This is a genomic window from Rickettsiella endosymbiont of Rhagonycha lignosa (assembly GCF_964031165.1).
In the GTDB taxonomy this organism is placed as follows: domain Bacteria; phylum Pseudomonadota; class Gammaproteobacteria; order Diplorickettsiales; family Diplorickettsiaceae; genus Aquirickettsiella.
Genome location: NZ_OZ035011.1, coordinates 961,241 through 980,129, shown reverse-complemented (window position 1 = coordinate 980,129; position 18,889 = coordinate 961,241). Strand labels below are relative to the sequence as shown.

Annotated in this window: 23 protein-coding genes; 12 read left to right on the top strand and 11 right to left on the bottom strand. The window is 34.7% G+C overall.

What is annotated here, in order from left to right; translation table 11 throughout:
- Positions 1 to 15: 15 nt before the first annotated feature.
- The 3 genes from AAHI99_RS04425 to AAHI99_RS04415 all read right to left on the bottom strand — a co-directional run bounded on the left by AAHI99_RS04425 (position 16) and on the right by AAHI99_RS04415 (position 3,658).
- Positions 16 to 2,460, bottom strand: a complete 2,445-nt coding sequence (locus tag AAHI99_RS04425; protein WP_342227094.1) for a hypothetical protein — start codon at positions 2,458 to 2,460, stop codon at positions 16 to 18.
- 431 nt (positions 2,461 to 2,891) lie between these two features.
- Positions 2,892 to 3,326, bottom strand: a complete 435-nt coding sequence (locus tag AAHI99_RS04420; protein ID WP_342227093.1) for a hypothetical protein — start codon at positions 3,324 to 3,326, stop codon at positions 2,892 to 2,894.
- A gap of 65 nt (positions 3,327 to 3,391) precedes the next feature.
- Positions 3,392 to 3,658: a hypothetical protein gene (locus AAHI99_RS04415; protein WP_342227092.1), complete on the bottom strand. Its 267-nt coding sequence runs from the start codon at positions 3,656 to 3,658 to the stop codon at positions 3,392 to 3,394.
- A 617-nt stretch (positions 3,659 to 4,275) separates the two neighbouring features.
- On the opposite strand from AAHI99_RS04415, the gene AAHI99_RS04410 reads away from it, so the two are divergent.
- The 3 genes from AAHI99_RS04410 (at position 4,276) to AAHI99_RS04400 (ending at position 5,260) form a co-directional block, all read left to right on the top strand.
- The gene (locus tag AAHI99_RS04410) at positions 4,276 to 4,512 is read left to right on the top strand and encodes a type II toxin-antitoxin system Phd/YefM family antitoxin (RefSeq protein ID WP_342227091.1); all 237 of its coding nucleotides are present in this window, start codon (positions 4,276 to 4,278) and stop codon (positions 4,510 to 4,512) included.
- Positions 4,512 to 4,922, top strand: coding sequence for a type II toxin-antitoxin system VapC family toxin (locus AAHI99_RS04405; protein ID WP_342227090.1), 411 nt, complete (start codon positions 4,512 to 4,514; stop codon positions 4,920 to 4,922). The genes AAHI99_RS04410 and AAHI99_RS04405 overlap by 1 nt, the downstream gene beginning before the upstream one ends.
- An 89-nt stretch (positions 4,923 to 5,011) precedes the next feature.
- Positions 5,012 to 5,260 (top strand): hypothetical protein, encoded by a 249-nt coding sequence (locus AAHI99_RS04400; RefSeq protein WP_342227089.1) that lies wholly within the window; start codon positions 5,012 to 5,014, stop codon positions 5,258 to 5,260.
- Positions 5,261 to 5,439: 179 nt separating this feature from the next.
- On the opposite strand, the gene AAHI99_RS04395 is transcribed toward AAHI99_RS04400, so the two are convergent.
- The 5 genes from AAHI99_RS04395 to AAHI99_RS04375 all read right to left on the bottom strand — a co-directional run bounded on the left by AAHI99_RS04395 (position 5,440) and on the right by AAHI99_RS04375 (position 8,571).
- Entirely contained in the window at positions 5,440 to 5,622 is a 183-nt protein-coding gene (locus AAHI99_RS04395; RefSeq protein ID WP_342227088.1) for a hypothetical protein, read from the bottom strand.
- 104 nt (positions 5,623 to 5,726) lie between these two features.
- Complete coding sequence (locus tag AAHI99_RS04390) at positions 5,727 to 5,897, bottom strand: hypothetical protein (RefSeq protein ID WP_342227087.1); 171 nt, start codon at positions 5,895 to 5,897, stop codon at positions 5,727 to 5,729.
- 241 nt (positions 5,898 to 6,138) lie between these two features.
- Positions 6,139 to 7,233 carry a tyrosine-type recombinase/integrase gene (locus AAHI99_RS04385; protein WP_342227086.1) on the bottom strand — a complete coding sequence of 365 codons (1,095 nt, stop codon included), beginning with the start codon at positions 7,231 to 7,233 and terminating at the stop codon, positions 6,139 to 6,141.
- Between the two features lie 18 nt (positions 7,234 to 7,251).
- Entirely contained in the window at positions 7,252 to 8,058 is an 807-nt protein-coding gene (locus tag AAHI99_RS04380; protein WP_342227085.1) for a hypothetical protein, read from the bottom strand.
- A gap of 198 nt (positions 8,059 to 8,256) precedes the next feature.
- Positions 8,257 to 8,571, bottom strand: a complete 315-nt coding sequence (locus tag AAHI99_RS04375) for a hypothetical protein (protein ID WP_342227084.1) — start codon at positions 8,569 to 8,571, stop codon at positions 8,257 to 8,259.
- A gap of 124 nt (positions 8,572 to 8,695) precedes the next feature.
- Between AAHI99_RS04375 and AAHI99_RS04370 the strand changes: the two genes are divergently transcribed.
- The 8 genes from AAHI99_RS04370 to AAHI99_RS04340 all read left to right on the top strand — a co-directional run bounded on the left by AAHI99_RS04370 (position 8,696) and on the right by AAHI99_RS04340 (position 13,198).
- Positions 8,696 to 9,571 carry a YdaS family helix-turn-helix protein gene (locus tag AAHI99_RS04370; protein WP_342227083.1) on the top strand — a complete coding sequence of 292 codons (876 nt, stop codon included), beginning with the start codon at positions 8,696 to 8,698 and terminating at the stop codon, positions 9,569 to 9,571.
- Positions 9,572 to 9,632: 61 nt separating this feature from the next.
- Positions 9,633 to 10,619 (top strand): hypothetical protein, encoded by a 987-nt coding sequence (locus AAHI99_RS04365; RefSeq protein ID WP_342227082.1) that lies wholly within the window; start codon positions 9,633 to 9,635, stop codon positions 10,617 to 10,619.
- Complete coding sequence (locus AAHI99_RS04360; protein ID WP_342227081.1) at positions 10,610 to 11,200, top strand: DUF6475 domain-containing protein; 591 nt, start codon at positions 10,610 to 10,612, stop codon at positions 11,198 to 11,200. The genes AAHI99_RS04365 and AAHI99_RS04360 overlap by 10 nt, the downstream gene beginning before the upstream one ends.
- A gap of 43 nt (positions 11,201 to 11,243) precedes the next feature.
- Positions 11,244 to 11,438, top strand: a complete 195-nt coding sequence (locus AAHI99_RS04355) for a hypothetical protein (RefSeq protein ID WP_342227080.1) — start codon at positions 11,244 to 11,246, stop codon at positions 11,436 to 11,438.
- A gap of 142 nt (positions 11,439 to 11,580) precedes the next feature.
- Complete coding sequence (locus tag AAHI99_RS07610; protein ID WP_425288704.1) at positions 11,581 to 11,784, top strand: hypothetical protein; 204 nt, start codon at positions 11,581 to 11,583, stop codon at positions 11,782 to 11,784.
- A gap of 110 nt (positions 11,785 to 11,894) precedes the next feature.
- On the top strand, positions 11,895 to 12,263 hold the full coding sequence (locus tag AAHI99_RS04350) for a hypothetical protein (protein ID WP_342227079.1): 369 nt from the start codon (positions 11,895 to 11,897) through the stop codon (positions 12,261 to 12,263).
- Between the two features lie 291 nt (positions 12,264 to 12,554).
- The gene (locus AAHI99_RS04345) at positions 12,555 to 12,791 is read left to right on the top strand and encodes a type II toxin-antitoxin system prevent-host-death family antitoxin (RefSeq protein WP_342227078.1); all 237 of its coding nucleotides are present in this window, start codon (positions 12,555 to 12,557) and stop codon (positions 12,789 to 12,791) included.
- Entirely contained in the window at positions 12,791 to 13,198 is a 408-nt protein-coding gene (locus AAHI99_RS04340; protein WP_342227077.1) for a type II toxin-antitoxin system VapC family toxin, read from the top strand. The genes AAHI99_RS04345 and AAHI99_RS04340 overlap by 1 nt, the downstream gene beginning before the upstream one ends.
- Positions 13,199 to 13,259: 61 nt before the next feature.
- Here the strand turns inward: AAHI99_RS04340 and AAHI99_RS04335 are convergent, their stop codons facing one another.
- Positions 13,260 to 14,945: a hypothetical protein gene (locus AAHI99_RS04335; protein WP_342227076.1), complete on the bottom strand. Its 1,686-nt coding sequence runs from the start codon at positions 14,943 to 14,945 to the stop codon at positions 13,260 to 13,262.
- Positions 14,946 to 15,679: 734 nt separating this feature from the next.
- Here AAHI99_RS04335 and AAHI99_RS04330 point away from each other — a divergent pair.
- Complete coding sequence (locus tag AAHI99_RS04330; protein WP_342227075.1) at positions 15,680 to 17,509, top strand: hypothetical protein; 1,830 nt, start codon at positions 15,680 to 15,682, stop codon at positions 17,507 to 17,509.
- A 141-nt stretch (positions 17,510 to 17,650) separates the two neighbouring features.
- Here the strand turns inward: AAHI99_RS04330 and AAHI99_RS04325 are convergent, their stop codons facing one another.
- The gene (locus AAHI99_RS04325) at positions 17,651 to 18,118 is read right to left on the bottom strand and encodes a hypothetical protein (RefSeq protein WP_342227074.1); all 468 of its coding nucleotides are present in this window, start codon (positions 18,116 to 18,118) and stop codon (positions 17,651 to 17,653) included.
- Between the two features lie 150 nt (positions 18,119 to 18,268).
- Entirely contained in the window at positions 18,269 to 18,682 is a 414-nt protein-coding gene (locus AAHI99_RS04320; protein WP_342227073.1) for a hypothetical protein, read from the bottom strand.
- Positions 18,683 to 18,889: the final 207 nt, after the last annotated feature.

Genomic DNA, 18,889 nt, shown 5'->3' with positions numbered 1-18,889 from the left:
AGACTAGGGCCAAATTTAAGCCCCCTTTCTATACCGGACAGGTACCATTTCTTTCCCAGCTTGAGGGTCATATTGCATGCTGTCATATTTACTGAGACCCATACCTATTTCATAGAGGGTAGCTGTAACTTCACAGGTTATTGTTCGTGTACTTGTATGCTTCGCCATGTATGTTTTTCCTTGCCAGCCAAGATTTTCTTCTCTTTCCCACTCATAAAAAAATGAAGTATACACATCGAGTATTATAAGTGCTGGGGTATACATGAAGGCTTTTTTATGAGCAAAGCGCTCTTTAGCTCGAACTAAAAAATCTGTTGCATCCATTGCATTTGTAGTTTTACCATCAGTTTTATATTTAAAAGTAACTTCAAATGCGAGTTGTTCTTCTACAGCTTTAAACCATGTCCTAATTCTGCTTCCATTATGGTAAGCTTCTTGCATATACTTTGAAAATAAACCTGCCCCAATACCCTTACGTGCGCCTTGACCATCACACAGTGCTATATCCAGCGCTGTAAAAGCGTTTTTAATTTCATTAGTAATTTCTTCAGAAGATCGTTTTACTGGTATGATGAAGTCAATATCAATTTTCTTATGTTTTAGATCAGCTTCTAGTTTTTCGTAGTGTTGTAGATAAACTATTTTATGAAAATCAAGATCAACTTGGTGAATTGGATTTTCTTTCTTTGTGGCTTGATTTTCAAAAGACTTAATTTCATCTAGAACGCGCTCAATGCAATTCTTATAAGTTGATGTGCTTTGCTCCTGGTCAGGCTTCTCACGTTCTTGTTGGATTCGTTTTTCAAGCCAGGTATATAAAATATTTCCTCCTTGATTGGCTTGAGTATCCCAAAGGTAAGGAATAGTAGAGTTAATATCCGCCTGTGCCTTATCCATGATTGCTTTATATTCTTCTTTAAGATTTTTTTCTTTAGTGTTTTTAATCTGTTCCGCAAATTGAGCATTAAATTCACCCTTAGGCATGGCTGCTAAAGCTTCTTTATAAGCGGTCTTACAGTTTTTTACATATTTATTTATCTCTTCGCTTTGCCAATTATGAGCTGCATTCATTATCTTTTTATATGTATCCTTATCGTTTTTTTCATACTTAATAAGATCCTCTTTAGCGATTGCGACCTTCTGAGCATACGATCCTTCAGGTTTTTCAGTATAATATTTATCGGTTGCTGCCATATATTCAGCGGCAAAAGGATGTTCTTTCCTCTTTCTCTCCTTTTCTGCTTTTTCGAATTTTGCTAGTTCCTCCTTTCTTTTTTTCTCTTCTTTTTCCTTTCTCTCTTTTTCTTCCTTGGCTTTTTTCTCTGCAGCTTCTTTTTCTTTCTGTTTCTTTTTTTCTTCAGCCCATGCCATTATTTTTTTATATTTTTCTAGATTTTTCTTATAAAGCTCCCCCAGATAATTCTTGGCTACTTCATGCCAATTACCATTATCAACACCAAGGCTATCCGGAAGTTCAAAGTTATCAATAAAATTTCCGAAAAACTCAAGCATAACTTTAGCAATTTCAGAATACTTTTGTTGTTCGCCAACCCAAATTTTAGCTTTCTTGATTATATCTAAATATTTTTCCAGATTATTTTGTTCATATTCATTAAATTTTTCTCGTGCTATTTTCAATTTTTCATCTTGATCCAGGGATTTATCAATTCCATAGTCCTCTGCTGACGCCGCCATGAATTCGATAGCTTGCTGCTCTTCAAAAGTCTTTTTGGTTTTGTCACCGAGAGCAGAATGGACCCATTCTTCCCTTTCCTGCCTATAATTTTCTGCTGCAAGCAGTATATCTAGATATTTTTTTGGTTCGGTTTTTTTGTAACTTTCAATTTTTGCTTTAGCTTGTTTAAGCTTCTCATTAATAGATTCATTAGTCTTAAAATTATCTGATAAGACGAGATTTTTAGCTGCGTTCTTCTCAACTGTTACTGTATCTGTAATTTCTTTAAGAGCGGGAATGTCTCCTAAGGATGATATATACATGATTTCTTTGTATAAGTATGGGTTATTTTCTCTAATTTCCTTAAAAATATTTTCAGATTTTTCATTATGTTTTTCTATCTTTCCATTGATCGAATAACTCATGAAATTTACAGAAACGTTACCATCATCAATAGAAACAGTTTGGCAATTGTAGATATTATTTTCAAAATATTCTAAATGGTAAATTGTATCGGAAACTAATGTATTATATTCTTCTGGGTTTGATGTTTTAATTTGTTCAATATATTTATTTATTATTTCTAATTTCTGATTTTCAGAGATGTTAATTTCATTATACGTATATAGTAATAAATATATGGCTTCATAACTACTGCTTATCAATAAGTTTAAAAAAATTTCTGAAATTTTCGAATCTGAATCGTATATATTAGTTATTTCACCTCCATAAGTTTTTCTTAAATAATCAGGATCGTTGGTTTTAACCGCATTATCATCTGCCATAAAAAATTCCTTTTATAAATAAACATTTAATTAGTTTACTCTTATGGGAGATAGTTTCAGTTACAAGATATGAGGTATAAGTTTGAAGTCCGAATAAATTGCTATTTTTAAATTAGTTATTCAGTTAGTAATGTTTACAATCAATCTATTGATTTATAGATTAATCTCTCATTTTAATGGCAAGCTCGATGGCTCTGGCTAAACGCTCAGTTTGAGCTTTTTAGCTGTACAAGATTTTGATTATGAGCCATTTGTACATCTGCCATAAGTTTCTTCGTTCAGTATTGATGGAGTCTTTGGTTAAGCTCAATTCCATAGTTTTATGTGCATGCTATAATTGATTACGTTGTAATTCGGCAGCGAGTTTGTTTTTTTCTAAATTGATTTTTTCTTGTATCGGATTGGTCAGGCATAACTGGGGTTCATCAGGTTTAACTACCGATGAAACATAAACGGGCAGTCTGTGAAGACTGACAAACTTTACTTGAAACTTGAAATTCATCATTGTCAGAATCGTCTTTTCCTTTACGATAAAAATTAGACCAGATTTCTTTATTCATGGATTCGTATTTTTTGAGGCGTCGTTCTAGGCGTATAATTTCAAGCTTAGTTGCTACACTATCTGCTTGATACGCTATGATATGAAGCTCACAGTTAGCATATGCGTATCTATCTTCTTCAAGTCTTTCTTTGATTTCAACAATTTCATCGCAGTTTTTCGGTTTTTGTAAAGCCGAACTTAATTCTTCTTCTAAATTCTTAATAGAGAATAATATTGCAGCTTTCAACTGCGTCGCATTAGTAAGCGCTGATTTTATTAAGAATAATTGTTGCTGCAATTTTCCTTTCAAATTTACGGTGTCCATTTTTAATCAATCCAAAAACTTGTATTTTTACATTATTATCTGTTTTTTTCAATTGGACAAATAGCTTATAGAGGGTTAGTTGTTTTAATCAACTCAATAGTTTGTTTCCATTTAGCACAAGAATTATTTCCTGAAAAATAAGTCATAACTTGTTTAAAAGTATTACGTTTATCATTATTAACGGTCCCTATATAGATAGGTATCTCAAGAGTAGTATATCGTGTTTGACATTTATAACAGTAATTTCTTCTTCTGGTTAAATACTGTTGTAAAGCAAATGAATCACATATTTCGGTTTTAAAATAATTGCAATTTGGATTATTGCATTTCATTTTTATCTCCAGTCACAAATGATTTATTTTTTCTGATTTCCGAAAACTCGACAGCAACAGGAATATATTTTTCATGTCCATTAATAGCGTTTTGATGCGCAATACGGCCCGATCACTGCTTAGATAATTCAGTCTCGGACGTCTTCGACAATAAATTTGATAGCGACGTTCAAAATCGCGTTGTAAAAAGATCAGTTCTTTAAAGAGTGAGGGTCTTTTAACACCTTTTACTACATCATTGAGTGGGTAATAAATTTAGTAAACCTGCGATAGATAATCAAATCATATCTTAGTTAAAATTATTTAAACTTTAAGATAAGTAAATGATTAACAGTCGGCTACTTGCTAGCCTATCTATTTGAGTTTAAAGTATTTTTTTTGACTTAAAAGATATCATTAAGCAGGGCTGCGTTGTATTGTGCTTAATCCAAGTATGCAAAATACATATCATTAGAGTTAAAAAGTTTTTTCATTTATGTAAATTCCAAAGAAGAAACGGTTATCGCTATCAAATTAGATTAGCGCTAAATTAATTTGATATTGATGATGATTGAAGTTTGTTAAATTATCTTGAATCTGATAAACTAGTTTAAAACTAGTTTAATTAGGGGGATGTTATGCAAACGGTGGGTGCTTTTGAAGCCAAAACGCATTTTTCTGCTTTGTTGGATAAAGTTGAAAAGGGTGAGCAGATAGTCATTACTAAACATGGTCGGGTGGTGGCTAAATTAGTGCCTGCTACCGCGGCTAATCATTTACGGATTAAACAAGCGATTTCTGCCCTGAAGGATTTAAGTTGTGGTCATAAGCTCGATTTAGATTGGAAAAAACTACGTGACCAAGGACGGCGTTAATGAGTTTTGTTTTAGATGCATCTATTGCGCTGTCCTGGTGTTTTGCCGATGAAGCGACTAACCATACTTGGAAATTGTTAGAACGTTTAAAACAAGAAACTGCTTTTGTGCCTAGTTTATGGTCGCTCGAGGTGACCAATATCTTAATTCTTGCCGAAAGGCAAAAACGTATTAGCTATGCACACGTCATCCAATCTTTTGAGTTGATGGCAAGTTTGCCTATCCAGCTTGATGAAGAAACAGGTTATCGAGCATTTCATGAAACCTGTCAATTAGCCTACACTGAGAAGCTAACTAGCTATGATGCCAGTTATCTTGAATTAGCAATACGTTTAGGTATTCCTTTGGCAACTAAGGATAAGGCATTGGCGAAAGTTGCTAAGAAATTAGGAGTAATGTTGCTGCTTTGAGCTAGTTTGCCTTTTACGGAGTATGGGATCCAATTAAATTCTTGCTATTGGCAGTATTTAAGCGATGGGGTAAAATCGGGAAGTATACTTTGAAATCTGTATTAACTATGCAGTTATTTGATGCTATAGATAACAAGATAAAAGAGCTGGAGCCATTTAAGTCTAAAATTACCTACCTTATGAACAGAGAATATTCTACCTTTCTGTTTGAACTTGATATAAGCGATAAGGGCTTCATTGCCTGTATGTATCGTCAAGCAGGGGACTTGAATTTTACAGATTTTTTGGGTTGGTTAGCTGATATTCCAGATAAACTTTTACAAAAGGTAAACTTGTAGTCTTACTTACTTTCTGGTTGTAGTAGTTCTGCGATAAGACAAGATTTAAGTAGGGCAAGTAACCGTTAGTAATATACCTGTATGTTAAAGGGAACCTCATCCCGTGTTACCAGACTTAGGAACTGAATTTATCGAGAACTGCAACGCTACAAGTCGGCCTATTTTCTAAAATTAATTTTTCAAGGAATAGTAATAGGGGGTAATGCATTTAAAATACCAATGGCTTGTGTCACTGAAATAATGGCCGCTTTAATAGCTAAAGCAGCTGCTTCAGTACCTGATATCGTTTGCACCAGCGCTAATGCGGTGGTTAATATACTTAATACGTTTGAAAGCAGTCCTGTTATTACAATGATAGACATATTTTTTATCCTCTCATAAATGAATGCATTTATTTAATTTCTATAAATTACTACTAATTAGGTTGAAGGAAGTAAAATACTTCCTTCATTATTTTAAATAAATCTTAGGGGATAGGTAATGAGTTTATAATATTTAATGCGTTAGTTACTGAAGCGATAGCACTTTGCACTGGTGCAACTGCTGCCCCAGCCACTGGAAGTACGCTTAATAAAGCAAGTACTGTGTTCAGTGTGGTTAAAACCGTTGTAAGTAATCCAGAAATAACTGCACCCATAATTTTCTCCATTTTAAAATTTATAATTAATTTTTCACGAAAGCCTTAATGTTCCGTGAAGTAATTTATTGTTGTTTTTTAGCATAAAATAGCGAAATATTAACTATTTATAACAATAGATTTTTAATTAATTATTGCCAATTATGATAAACATAATTTATCACTGATCGCTAACATAAAAAACTGGAATTTATAGTGCTAAGTAAGTGTATTGCTAGGGAATTTTATTAATTTTTGTCGTTTATAGGACGACAGTAGATGATGTAGAATGTTTCAATAACGTAAAAACATTGGTACTACTAGTTTGCGTTACAATTGAATCGACTGCGGAAATGAGGTTTGCAAGTTCTGCATTAGAATAATCGGTGGTCACACGTTGACTTTTATGTCCAAGTAGATCTTGCCTATCCTCGTAACTCACATTCGCTGCACGTAAGCGTCGACCAAAGGTATGTTTTAGATCATGCACGCGTAATTGTGACAGTTGCGCTTTAGTTCGTGCATTCAGCCAGGCAGAATTTAACATGCGTGATAAAGGTTTATTCCGATAAGTAAAAACGTATATCGGGTGGCTTCCGCGCTGGGCTTCAATCACTTGTTTGGCGCATTGATTTAAAATAACTAATCGATTTTGCCTATTTTTAACTAAATGAGCGGGAATAATAAATACGTAAGTATTAAGTTCGGGGACTTCAACTCGCCATTGCCATTGTAAGCGACAAATTTCTTGATCACGACAACCAGTATTTACAGCAAATAGTGCCATTTGTTTTAAATGAAAGGGTAAATGTTTCAATAAACGTTGCTCTTCGTCTTTAGATAAAGGGTAGGGTAGTCGCTTATTTTTCTCAGTTAACAAGCGAATTTTTGGCGCACTGGCTAGCCAACTTAGACCATTTTCGTCTACCCATTCTTGCGCGGCGAGATTCAAAATCCGACGCACGACTTGTAATCCATAATTAATGGTTCGATTTTTTACTCCCGCAATTTTACGTGTCTGTATATAACTTTCTAGATTGCCATGATGAATCGCCGTCAATGTTAAATGACCAATAAAGGGATCCAATTGTTTGAGTAAGCGTGCATCCGTATGCAAGCTGGCTTTATGTTGATTTTCATTTAAAAATTTAAGAGCAGCTTGCCGAAAGTAACGTGTTGGCCTTGTTCCATAAATACTTGCCTCGCGTATTTTTTCGAGTCGATACATTAAATAACGTTCTGCTTCTGCTAAAGATGAAGACTTTGTACTTTCACAAATTCGTCGACCATAAATTTTTTTATTAATATGCCATATAGTGCCTCTTTTAATGAGGCCAGGCGAGCGCTTACTTGGCATACCTAAAAACTCTACAGTTTAGGAAGTTGATTGAATACTCTCAATACCAGTAAGGTACCGATTCATATTAACGATGTTCATTAATCCAGACCAATTTTTTTCCAGTGTCATTAATTTAGCTTTTAAGAAATGCGATTCTAAATCGATTTTTTTTAAAGAGTTTTGAATATTGTTAATGTTACCTTGCATGGCATCGCATTGCGTACTCAGCTGCTGATTGGAATTGAATAAATCAATAGATTGATTCAATAGTTGTTGGGTGTTTTCTTCATCCGCATCCAGATTTTCTATTTCTCGTTGCTTTGCGGATAACTTAACTATAATTTCATTCAGTGCCGCATCAAAAGGTTTGATGCTTTCTAAAATTAGCGCAATAATCCAGCTGAATATCCAGAAAGCCGTCATATAGCTATCGATTTCAGACTTTTTAGCGTTGATTCGTTTTTCGATTACTTGCTTTTGAGCACGCAGTCCTTCTTTTTCTACAGTCAATTCTTCAAGCTTAGTATTTGCATCGCGTATCGATTTCGCGAGATCATCACGGATACTGCTCAGTTGATTTCGCATGGTGGCCGATTGGTTTTTGATATGAATGACTTTGTCATTAATCGAACTTAGTATTACAGTATATTGTTGAATAGCTAAAGAGTCTCTTATTAACACGGCAGGTAATTTATCGATTAATGTTTGGTAGTTTTTTCTAAAATTGGGATCATAATCGCGAATGGATTGCATAAGCGGAGTCATTACATCGGCTGATAAATCCATAGATAAATATGAAATGTTGGCTGATCCAGCGTTGTAGGATCGGGCTAAATTAAACATAATAAGTGTTCCTTTTTTATATAAAGCTGCACAAAGAGTCTATAAATTATTCTTCAAGAGAATTATCTTTTGAATTTTCGAGAATAATTTTTTGCATGAAACGTCCATTTTTTACTCGTGGTATACCGTATGTTCTATTGAAGGTATTCATAGGATAGTTTCCTTGGTAAGCGATAGATAAGCGATTGCTTTACAAATTTATGGAAGTACAACACATGACTTTCTTAACGAAAGTTGCTCAACTAACTGTTGAAATTCTTGTTCGGTTGCTTTTTTCTCCCTTAGTAATTTTTTAGTTACATGACCTTGCCAGTGCTTTTTTTGTTGTGCATGTTGACCTTTATGCTTCTTAAACTCATCTGCCCATTGATCAAGATCCAAACGATCAAAGGCAATTCCTTGTTGGCCAATTTTTAATGTTATTAAGAATGGTCTGACTTCATTATTAAATCGATTTCTATCCATACCTAAATATTTTGGTGCATCACGTAAACGAATTAAACGGGGTTGCATAATAGTTCCTAGTTCTTACTTAATATTTATTTTATTGACACAAGGATACGCAATGATGAAGTAAAAAAAATTAATTTATATTGTTTAAACTTTTTGTAGAACCAAAAAATAAGGATGTCAGTTCATGCAAGAAGCAATGTTAGATAAAGCCATTTGCAGTTTAGGTTCAGTTAAGCATATGGCAAAAAAATTAGGTATTCATCGTGAACATGTGTATGCCTGGATTAAAGGGATTAGCAAAATACCTTTAGAATATGCTTTACAAATAGAATATTTAACCGGTGGAGAAATTCATTGGAAAGATTTAGTACCGTTTCATATTGTACAGCGTTTAAAGCATTTAACCTTACAATTACCTAAATTTGATTTACCACCTTGTGAACTAGTCTATGTTGCCTTAGAACGTATCATAGCGAAAAAAAATTCCTTGTTAATTTCTCAGGACGATAAATTAATTCCACCGCATAAGCATCGTTCAATTTGTGTGGATGATCGAAACCAATTGATTTTTGGTGAAAAAACTTTCTATCTGTATAAATATCATAACAAAAAAACCATACCGGCTTGGCGTATTTCTTTGATTGAATTGGCTAATGGCCATTATTCCAGTGAATTATTTATCAAAAATTTTCTTATCAGTGAACGGGTTGATATAGGCATTGCTTTAGAAAAATTTTTAGGAAGTCGACAAGGTTTTCGCACCGACCTCGCTAGTCTAAAAAATTCACTGCAGCCGTGCGAAAAAGATTTTAAAAAAACTTCACTTATGAATAAAGCTGCACAAGTGACCCTACAAAAAAGGATGACGTTACGACAATTGATTGCTAATCGATTAGGTTTTGGCAGTCATTTTACCTATCAGAATGCCAAGAAAATAAAATTATTTGCTAATGCGGAATTAATTGAGAAAGTTGATCAACGAATAATAAGCATTTCGAAAGCCAAAAAATTAAGTTGTTCAGTTTTATCTAAAAAAAATATTGTCAAGAAAGTTTCTTAAATAAAACATAAATTAATGATATCGATAAATTCTCAGTTTGTTGGATTAAATAAGGAAAATTATGCGTTATCGAATGTTAGATGTCAGAATTTGGTGTGATGAAAAATTTCGATCCTTAACACCGCTTAAACCCAGTGGCCAGGCTTTATTTCTTTATCTATTAAGTAATCCGCATACCACATCAATTCCAGGTCTATATCGTGCGGGTGCGGGTGCTATGGCGGAAGAGTTAGCATGGTCATTACTAGGATTTCAAAGAGCATTAAAAGAGGTGATAGCACAGGGTTTGGTGAAAGCAGATTTAAAAGCACGCGTTATTTTTATCCCTAATGCGATTAAATATAATAAACCACAATCTCCGAATGTCGTTCGAAGCTGGGCAGTGCATTGGGATGAAATTCCAGAATGTGCATTGAAGAATGAAGCCTATTATAAATTAGAGTCTTTCATTCAAGGCTTAGGCAAAGCCTTCGCTTTAGCCTTTAGCGAAACCTTGCGTGGTGGTGACATTAAAGATGCTAAACAGGTATGCACAAAACCTTGTTTTAATCAGGAACAAGAACAAGAACAGGAACAGGAACGGGAACAGGAACAGGAACGGGAAGAGAGGAAAGACACTCAATTTCTTCAAAAGTATGCGGTTAACTCAGTGACTAAGCCAGCAGTTGTACCGAAAACAGAGTATTTATTAACGATCCCACTTGCAAACAATGCGGTGTATCAAGTAACACAGGGAGAATTTGCAGAATGGCAGCGTATTTATAGCGAAATTGATGTATTTCAAGAATTACACAAACTGGTTAGTTGGAATGAGGTGAACCTCAATAAACGTAAACAACGTAGAGATATTCTAAGACATATTCATACCTGGCTGACAAAGGAACACCAACAAAAATTAAAGTTTTCTTCTCCACGTCATGTATTTCCAATGACTTTTGATCATAACTTACAAATAGCTAAAGAATGGTTAACCCCTTCTGCGGAAGGCGATATACACGCTGATGAGTCAACCGATTTGCTATTCGTAAAAGGAAAAAAATGTATATGACTCTTCAGGATCAAGAGAAATTTACACAAGGATTAATGGTTTTGGCGGAAGTATATAATCGCAAGCTTTCTTCCTTATTATTACATACCTATTGGAATTGTTTGAAAAAATATACTTACGCTGTATTTGAAGAAACTTTATGGGACTTTTTAAAAAATCCAAATTATGCCAAACGAAATTTTCCTAGCCCTGCGGATTGGATAAAAGCGATTGAAGGAGATAGTAAAAGCAAAAGTCTAGCCGCATGGACCGAAGTCTTAACGGCCATTCGTCAAGTGGGTCATTATGAAAGTGTACTATTCATCGATTCATTAATTCACGATGTCATTCATGATATGGGCGGATGGATTTTTTTATGTCAACAATCAGAACGAGAATTAATTTTTTTACAAAAAGAATTTGAACGTCGTTATCAAAATAATGTTGCATTAAAAAAATTAAGTAAAACACCCGAGTATTTAACCGGACACTTCGAACAACAAAATTCATTAAATGGTTTCCCAGAATATATTCCTAGACCAAGAAGTATAAAATATTTGGACAAGTATAAAAATCGTTTAATTGCTGAAAGAGAAAAATAAAAAACACACATTATCAATTTATTTTTTATTAAGGGAGAGAAGTATGCGTCAATGTTCAAAATGTTCCAAAATTCGAAAATTTTTAACTTTATTAGCTAATGGTTTTCCATTCATTAGAGAGTATCGCGTGCGTAGAAAAATACGTTACAAGAAATTAAAAATGCAAAAATTAATAAAAGATGATCCCAAACATTTAAGACGCTATATCCTACAATCAGGCACGATACGTCGTTTGTAGAAAATAACACGTTAATAAGCATAGTTTATTATTTTTAATACTAAAAATCTTTTAAGTTGAGTTAAAAACTTAAATAAATTTATAATTAATTATTATAAGCATTAAATTTTTTTCTTCATTGAAATTTATAAGGAAATCTGCGATGAGGTGTTTAAATCCATGTTGTGAATATTCTAAAACACGTGTTATTAATTCACGTAAAACAGAGGAGGGAAAAAAAATATTACGGAGAAGACATTGTCCTAAATGCAATAAACGCTATACCTCGATTGAGGTTCTTGCCTATTTTGGCTATCCCAACGCACAAAAAAGGGCTTCGTTAAATCTTTTGTTGATGACCTACTAAAGTAAATTTTTTAAATGACTAAATCCTGCAATCGGGTTTGTGTATGTAAATTATATTACTTTTTTTGATGGATAATCTTTTTTAATTTAATAATTCATAGGAGAGAGAGCATGATCTATACTTTATCAAAAACTGATAAAAAAGAGCCGGGTCCTACCGAAGCGATTTTTTTTACTAAACCTAATTATCAAGGTGATGCTTATATTGCTTATGTTGGTTTCGAAGTAGATTTTGGCAAAGGCTTGAAAGATATTCCCGATTCTCTAAACAACAATTTTCATTCGCTAAAAACTGGAAATATTAAGAAGGAATTAAAAAATAAACTAGATATAAAAAGATTACAAGGAGAAGTAAAGGAGGTCAAAGATAAGTTGGATGATTGTGAAAAGCACGGGAAAGAATTAAAACAACAATTAGATAAGTCTGAACAGCAAAAGCATGAGCTTAAAAATAAGCTTGGTGAATATGAGAAAAAATAATTAAAAAATCTAAACTGATACACAGGTGTATTCAGTTAATAGTCTTTAAATTAGACCAATATTTTTAGTAAATAATACGCTGTTAGCCGTCTAAACCTGTGTATCTTTCATTAGCGCAATACTACCTAGGCGCCCTTTTAGAAAAATAATGAAATGTTTAATAAACGTAGAGAAATTACCGCATATTCCGCTTTACCACTATCAAATGATATTGACGTTGTCTTCGAATTTGCTAATCTAACTCACTATGATAAACTAGTTTAAGACTAGTTAAATTTAATAGGTAGCGATATGCAAACTGTAGGTGCTTTTGAAGCTAAGACACACTTTTCAGCATTACTCGATAAAGTCGAAAAAGGTGAACAAATCGTTATTACTAAACATGGTCGCGTGGTGGGTAAGTTGGTCCCCGCAACTGCGGCTAATCATTTACGTATTCAACAAGCTATATCGGCACTTAAGGATTTGAGTCATGGGCATACACTGAAAAGTGCTTGGAAAAAGTTCCGTGATGCGGGGCGGCGTTAATGAGTTTTGTATTAGATGCGTCTATTGCCTTGTCTTGGTGTTTTACTGATGAAGCCAACGCACATACCTGGTCACTATTAGAACGTTTAGAACAAGAAACGGCGCATGTGCCGAGTCTTTGGGCATTAGAAATGAGTAATATTTTAATTCTTGCCGAAAGGCGTAAGCGCATTAGTTATGCGCATGTCATCTTATCTCTAGAGTTAATAAGCAGCTTATCCATACAAGTCGATGAAGAAACCTCCTATCGCGCCTTCCATGAAACCAGTCAGTTGGCTTATAAGGAAAAATTAACCAGTTATGATGCCAGTTATCTTGAATTAGCGTTACGTTTAGGTATGCCTTTAGCGACTAAGGATAAGACTTTAGCTAAAGTCGCTAAAAAATTAGGGGTGCGTTTAATTTAAATAAAATCTTATTTTTTATCGTTCGGTAAGCTTCATAAGAAGCGGCGGTCTTAGGTGTTTTTTACTCGCACTTTTTAGGCGCCCCAAACAATGCCGCTGCGGAAAGTGGCACTATCGGGCTCGAATTAGGATCACCAAGGAAGCGCCCGCCATAGAACAGACCCTGCAATAATGATGCTCCCGCCGCCACAATCTTTTCTAGTATTCTCGGTTCAGGATCTTGCACAAAATTGTTTTGCTCGGAATTGCTTTCCTCGGCATTTTGCTTTTTCTGGCGATAGTTAAACGGGGACCTACGCTCAGCGTCGGTATAGAGGTACCAAAAAACTCGCTCAGAACTCTGGGGGGTGAAGGCTCGCTGATAGAGCTCCATTATATGATCACACTGGAGTCTTCCCAGCTTATTAGTGTTTTGGTAGTTGCCCATTTTAACGATAACATCTTGAACTATTTGGTTTAACTGTGTCGGAGCGATTGACTTTCGCGACTTATCCTGTTCTGGGGCTTCCTCTATGTTGATGTCCTTTAGTTTAGGCGCTTGTTCTGTTTTTCGGACAGTTCGGAATGCTCTGTAAGTGTCATCTACCGGTTTATCCTGGGAGACTGCCGAAAGTATTATATCCCAGAGTACCCTGAAGGTACTTGTATTATTAGCGTAATGCTGAACATAAGTGGAGCCTGGGCGGGGGAGTAATCTGCTGATTAAAGTCTCGCTAAATGACAGTGAGACTTCCTCTAGTTTCTCGCCAGGTTTTAATTTTTCCTTTGGCTTTGCGAGGCTGTACTCTGTAGTTTGTGGATTGAAGACTTCAAAGATATACTGATTGTGCAGTTCCCAATCTTCTGGTGGTTTCCATGACCCGGGTTGCATAAGAGCAAGCGATCTTTTTTTTCTACTGCCTTGTTTTTGCTTTTCTTCTACTATGTCATGCCGGATATTGTCACAATATACAGAAAATTCACATAAGTTTAAGAGATCGGAAAGCTCGAGATGGCCGCCGTTTTTTTCGACGTCGTTTATCTTTACTAGGAATAAATTAAATAGCATTTCAGTATGCTCAGCTAATGCTTTGGTTATATAAAACTTGTTTGATTTAGTAAACTTTAGAGAGTGTGTTGAGTCCGCTTCGATTCTAATCCGATTATTTATAGAATCCTCAGCATTTAGCTCTGTTACAGCAATGGAAAAAGAGTTTGGATTTTTCACTTCTATGGTTGTATCTGCATCATCTGGGCCAATACTTATATAGCTTTCTGTTCCGAGAGAGTCTTTAACATATTGACCAGCGGTTTTGGTTTTTTCAAAATAAATAGAGGCTTGCTGACTTCCATTTTTATACAAGGAGCTTCCTTTAGGTCCAGCAATTTCATAAATAGTTTTAACAGTATTATCTTCATGTGGTTTTGGCGATGCTTCTGGCTTTAGGTCCGCATTAGAGAGGATTTCTTCTTTTGACACATACAGTTTGTCTGATTTCACCGCGTGTACAGTTTTTTTGCTTTTAGCCTTGATGTGACTTTTCTCCTTCACATTTGTGTTTTTTACATCTATAGCGAAATCATTGATATTTTCCACTTCAATATCGTTATCCTTTACTGTGCTGACAGCTGGCGTAATACTTATGTAGTCATCCTCTCGGAGAGCGAGCTTAAGGAATCTATCAGAGGTAGTAAATAAAAATTCAAACTGACCATTCCTATATAACTTAGTTCCTGAATTTGCATAAACCTTAAAGCTAATTGCCATGACATCATTCCTGTTAATGTATCGATGTATTTTCAAGTATTCTATTCATACTATGAATACTTTTATGAATTTTTAGTTAAATCGTAACGCGCAGATTTTTTTAAAAAAACCATTATAAAGCTTTTCACTACACTTAAAAATTACATAATAAGTTCACTGCTAAGCTATTTGATCAATTAAATTTTTGTTATCGAATATTCTGCTCTAATAGAAAGAGACATGCAATTAAGATAAGTAGTTATGTAGTTGCAGAATAGCAATACTATTCACAAAATAAAGATTATCAAATGGACCGCGATCGGCCAAGATATCGATGTAAAAATCCGCGATTTCTGCATACAGCGATGACATTATTGGTTAACAAACGCCTGAAAAACCTGATTATTTATGCGGGATGTTGGATTTATTTGGCTGCCGTATACTCGCTTGGTGTGTATGTGTAGAAAACCTATGCAAGAAAATTTAATTCCTAACGCGCACTGGAGTCAATGCAGCACTGAAACAATATTGGCTGCATTATTCAGACGTGGTATGCAATATCTCCCCCAGACATTTAATTAATCGAATAGCTTAGCAGTGAACTTATTATGTAATTTTTAAGTGTAGTGAAAAGCTTTATAATGGTTTTTTGAAAAAAAATCTGCGCGTTACGATTTAACTAAAAATTCATAAAAGTATTCATAGTATGAATAGAATACTTGAAAATACATCGATACATTAACAGGAATGATGTCATGGCAACTGATATAGATACTGGGGTTAACTTTTGGATTTCTGCTAAAAAAGAAACCTCAGTGAATAAAAATGGGAAATCTTTTCATAATTTTAGTGATGATGATGTTTTCTATGAAGTCTCCAATTTCAAATCAGATGACTCGATGAGTTTTACGTCGAAAAAAAAGCACATAACCTTAAAAAATTTAAACTCTTTTTCCTTATATGTAACAACAGTATATGCAAATGGTGATAAGGAATGGGAATTTGAACTTAAAGAAAAGAAACAACTTACCTTTTCATTGACAGATACATTATCCAAATTTTTTGTATCAAAAAAAGAAAATATCATTAAAGAAAAAACAAATAAAGAATCAACTAAATCGCTAGAAGCTAAATCAAATAAAATTAGTCTCGAGGGGCAAGGTGGGCCTGAGGTCGTTACTACATATGAAGCATTAAAGTTTAGTCTTCAGGCTTATGGTGAGAAAGGGGTAAAATTGTTTAGAAATGGGGAGGAATATTTTTTGTTTGAAAAGGAGGGTCTTTCAGGCGTTAAGCTTAATCTCCAAGATAATGACTATATAGATATTGGTCCAGACGAAGGTTTTCAGTCAGACATAGAATTTGGTCCGACCATCGACACTATTGATAATAACGAAATAAGAATGAAAAAAAGAAGGTTGAGAGTGGAAAATAAGAATGCTTTTTTCATAACTGTCATTGCAGAGATTAATCATGAACTTAAGGCGTATGTAATCGGAAGTAATTCAGAATCTTTCATATTTTTCGGGAAAGAATCCTGCAGACTTTACATGTATAGAGAAGAACCAGAATTAGAAAACAAATCAAAAATATTAAGTCAGAAAAATGAGATTATTATTTATCCTTCCTTCGTGCTTTCCGACAGTCTGCTTTCTAGCAAACCAACTGTTCGTATCAATGGAAAGGAATATACCGATATGAAGCGAACGACTCTAAAGAACCTGGGTACATTAAAGTTCTCAATTGACAGACAAACTCGACCATTAACAATCAAAGTGGTTATTGGATCGGACCCATCAAATCCAAACATTCTGATTACAGAAATATCAGATACGGGAATGATTATAGCGAATACTACTAAAACTAATAGCTCTGTCATTAGGCCTGGTGGAGTCGGAGTCTTAGAGGTTACACTGAACTCAAGCGGTAATTCCAATCAATTCCAATTCGCAAATCGCTTAATAAAAACAGTCAGAGTATATGAGACCAGTAGGTTTAGAATCCCCATTAATACGGTACCCTATATTAAGATGAAAGGAACTGTGAAGGTGGATGTATTGAATGGTACCCTTGAGGGTCTAAAAAACGTGATTAAGGCGGAAAGAGTATTGCAAGACAGTAATGCTGCCAATTGCGATGCGCTTTTTCAAATGGTATATACAACCTACTCACCGTTTGCAAATAAAACGATAGATAAAGATAAAGATGAAGAAGAGAAAGAAGCGGTATGGTTTTTTGCAGTGTTGTTTTCTCATCAACTGGGGATGGAGCAGGCGCTTATTCAGGCAGCGATATTATTAAAGTTGCCTAACGAACTCGCGAAATATAAATTGTCGCATATGACGATGAAAAAAGTGCTAGAAGAAAAAAAGAAAACGACTGATTATAAAACTAAAGTTACCGAGCTCATGGGAAAGGACAATTCCACTTTCCTGTTTGAATTAGATATCAGCGATACGGGATTTATTGCTTGTATGTATCGTCCGGTAAAAGAAATTAAAGAGGAGAAGAGTGGGTTAGTGTGGTTAAATAATTTACTTAAGAGTACGGTTAAGGATATAGCATCGGATGATACTAACATTTAAAAAAATAGGATCGCTATGAAATTACCAACATCACAGGCAATACAATTTCCTATTATCATTATCTGGAATAGTTCAGATGTAGTAATTCAGACTTGATTGGAGTTACTTAGTAACTGTTCGAGTCTGAACTTCCTACAATTTTTAATACGATGCCATTTCGCTGTTCGTTCTATGAATATACCCAGTTTCTCCCGCATAATGTTCAGTGAGTTGACAATCAACCATTATGACCGATCTATCTACAAAGGTAGCGACATTAAAAAAGAATCCTAATAGGGTCAAAAGCACGTTTGGTAATGTTTGTGAAGTGATTATATTCTGAACTTCAATTTGGAAACTTACTTGATAAAGATAGCCATCATGACTTTGACGCCGGTAAGTCGCCGTAGGATTGAGCACATTGACCACCGTCGCTGTACCTGTAGGGCTTTGACAGGTCACATTAATGATAGGATATGCCACTTTCGATTCATCTATCGAACAGGGAGTCAAAAACTTGACAGTGTATTTACCAGTACTTGTGCGTGTTATCAATAAATTACGTATATCCGAACAATAATTTAATAGTGTTCCGGTAGGTCCAGCAAATGCAATTTTAGCAGGTCTCATTTTATAATCCTTAAGAATAGTTGTTCCCAGGTTTCGCTAGCAATTTTCTGTCAGACCTATGCAAGTATTTTAAAGCTTATACCAGCTTAACTTGATGGTCTTATTTCCAGACTATCGCTAGGAAACGGGATGCTTTTTATTCTCTCTTTATTATTCGCTACCTTTACAGTCCCACTCGATATCAATGGAAAGATCACTAATACCACCGGCTGGAAAGTCTACGGTTGCACCGGCTGAATTTTTTAAGAACAATATAGCCGTAATCAACCAGTTATAACCTGCTGTATTTTGTGGTTGATATGTTTGAGTGGGTGGACCAAATTCAAGAGAAAACATGGCACCGCCTGACATAATTGTTTGTGGCGTAACCGAAGTGACTCGACCGGCTTTACTTTCATCGAGGCGCAGATTCGTCAAAAAAGTAAAATTGAGCTGACCTACGGTACTGGTTATAGTTCCGAGAACTTGACGCATATTCCAGTCTGAATAGCTCTGAGGTGTGAAGACCGTTCCTACGGGAGAAGGGCCAGGTATAGCAAAACCAACAGAAGTTTTTAATGTCATAATTTATTTTCCTTAATTTAAAAAGTGTCGGCAGGATGAATTATCTCGTTAAATGTTATTATTTTTAACGAGATAATTCATTTCTACAGAGTATAGATTTTCTTAATATCCCGTTATTATAGAGCTTTTTATTAGTCAAAAAAATTACATAATCAAGTAGCTGTTAAGATATATACCTGAAATTATCAAGCGAGTCGCTATGCTCAC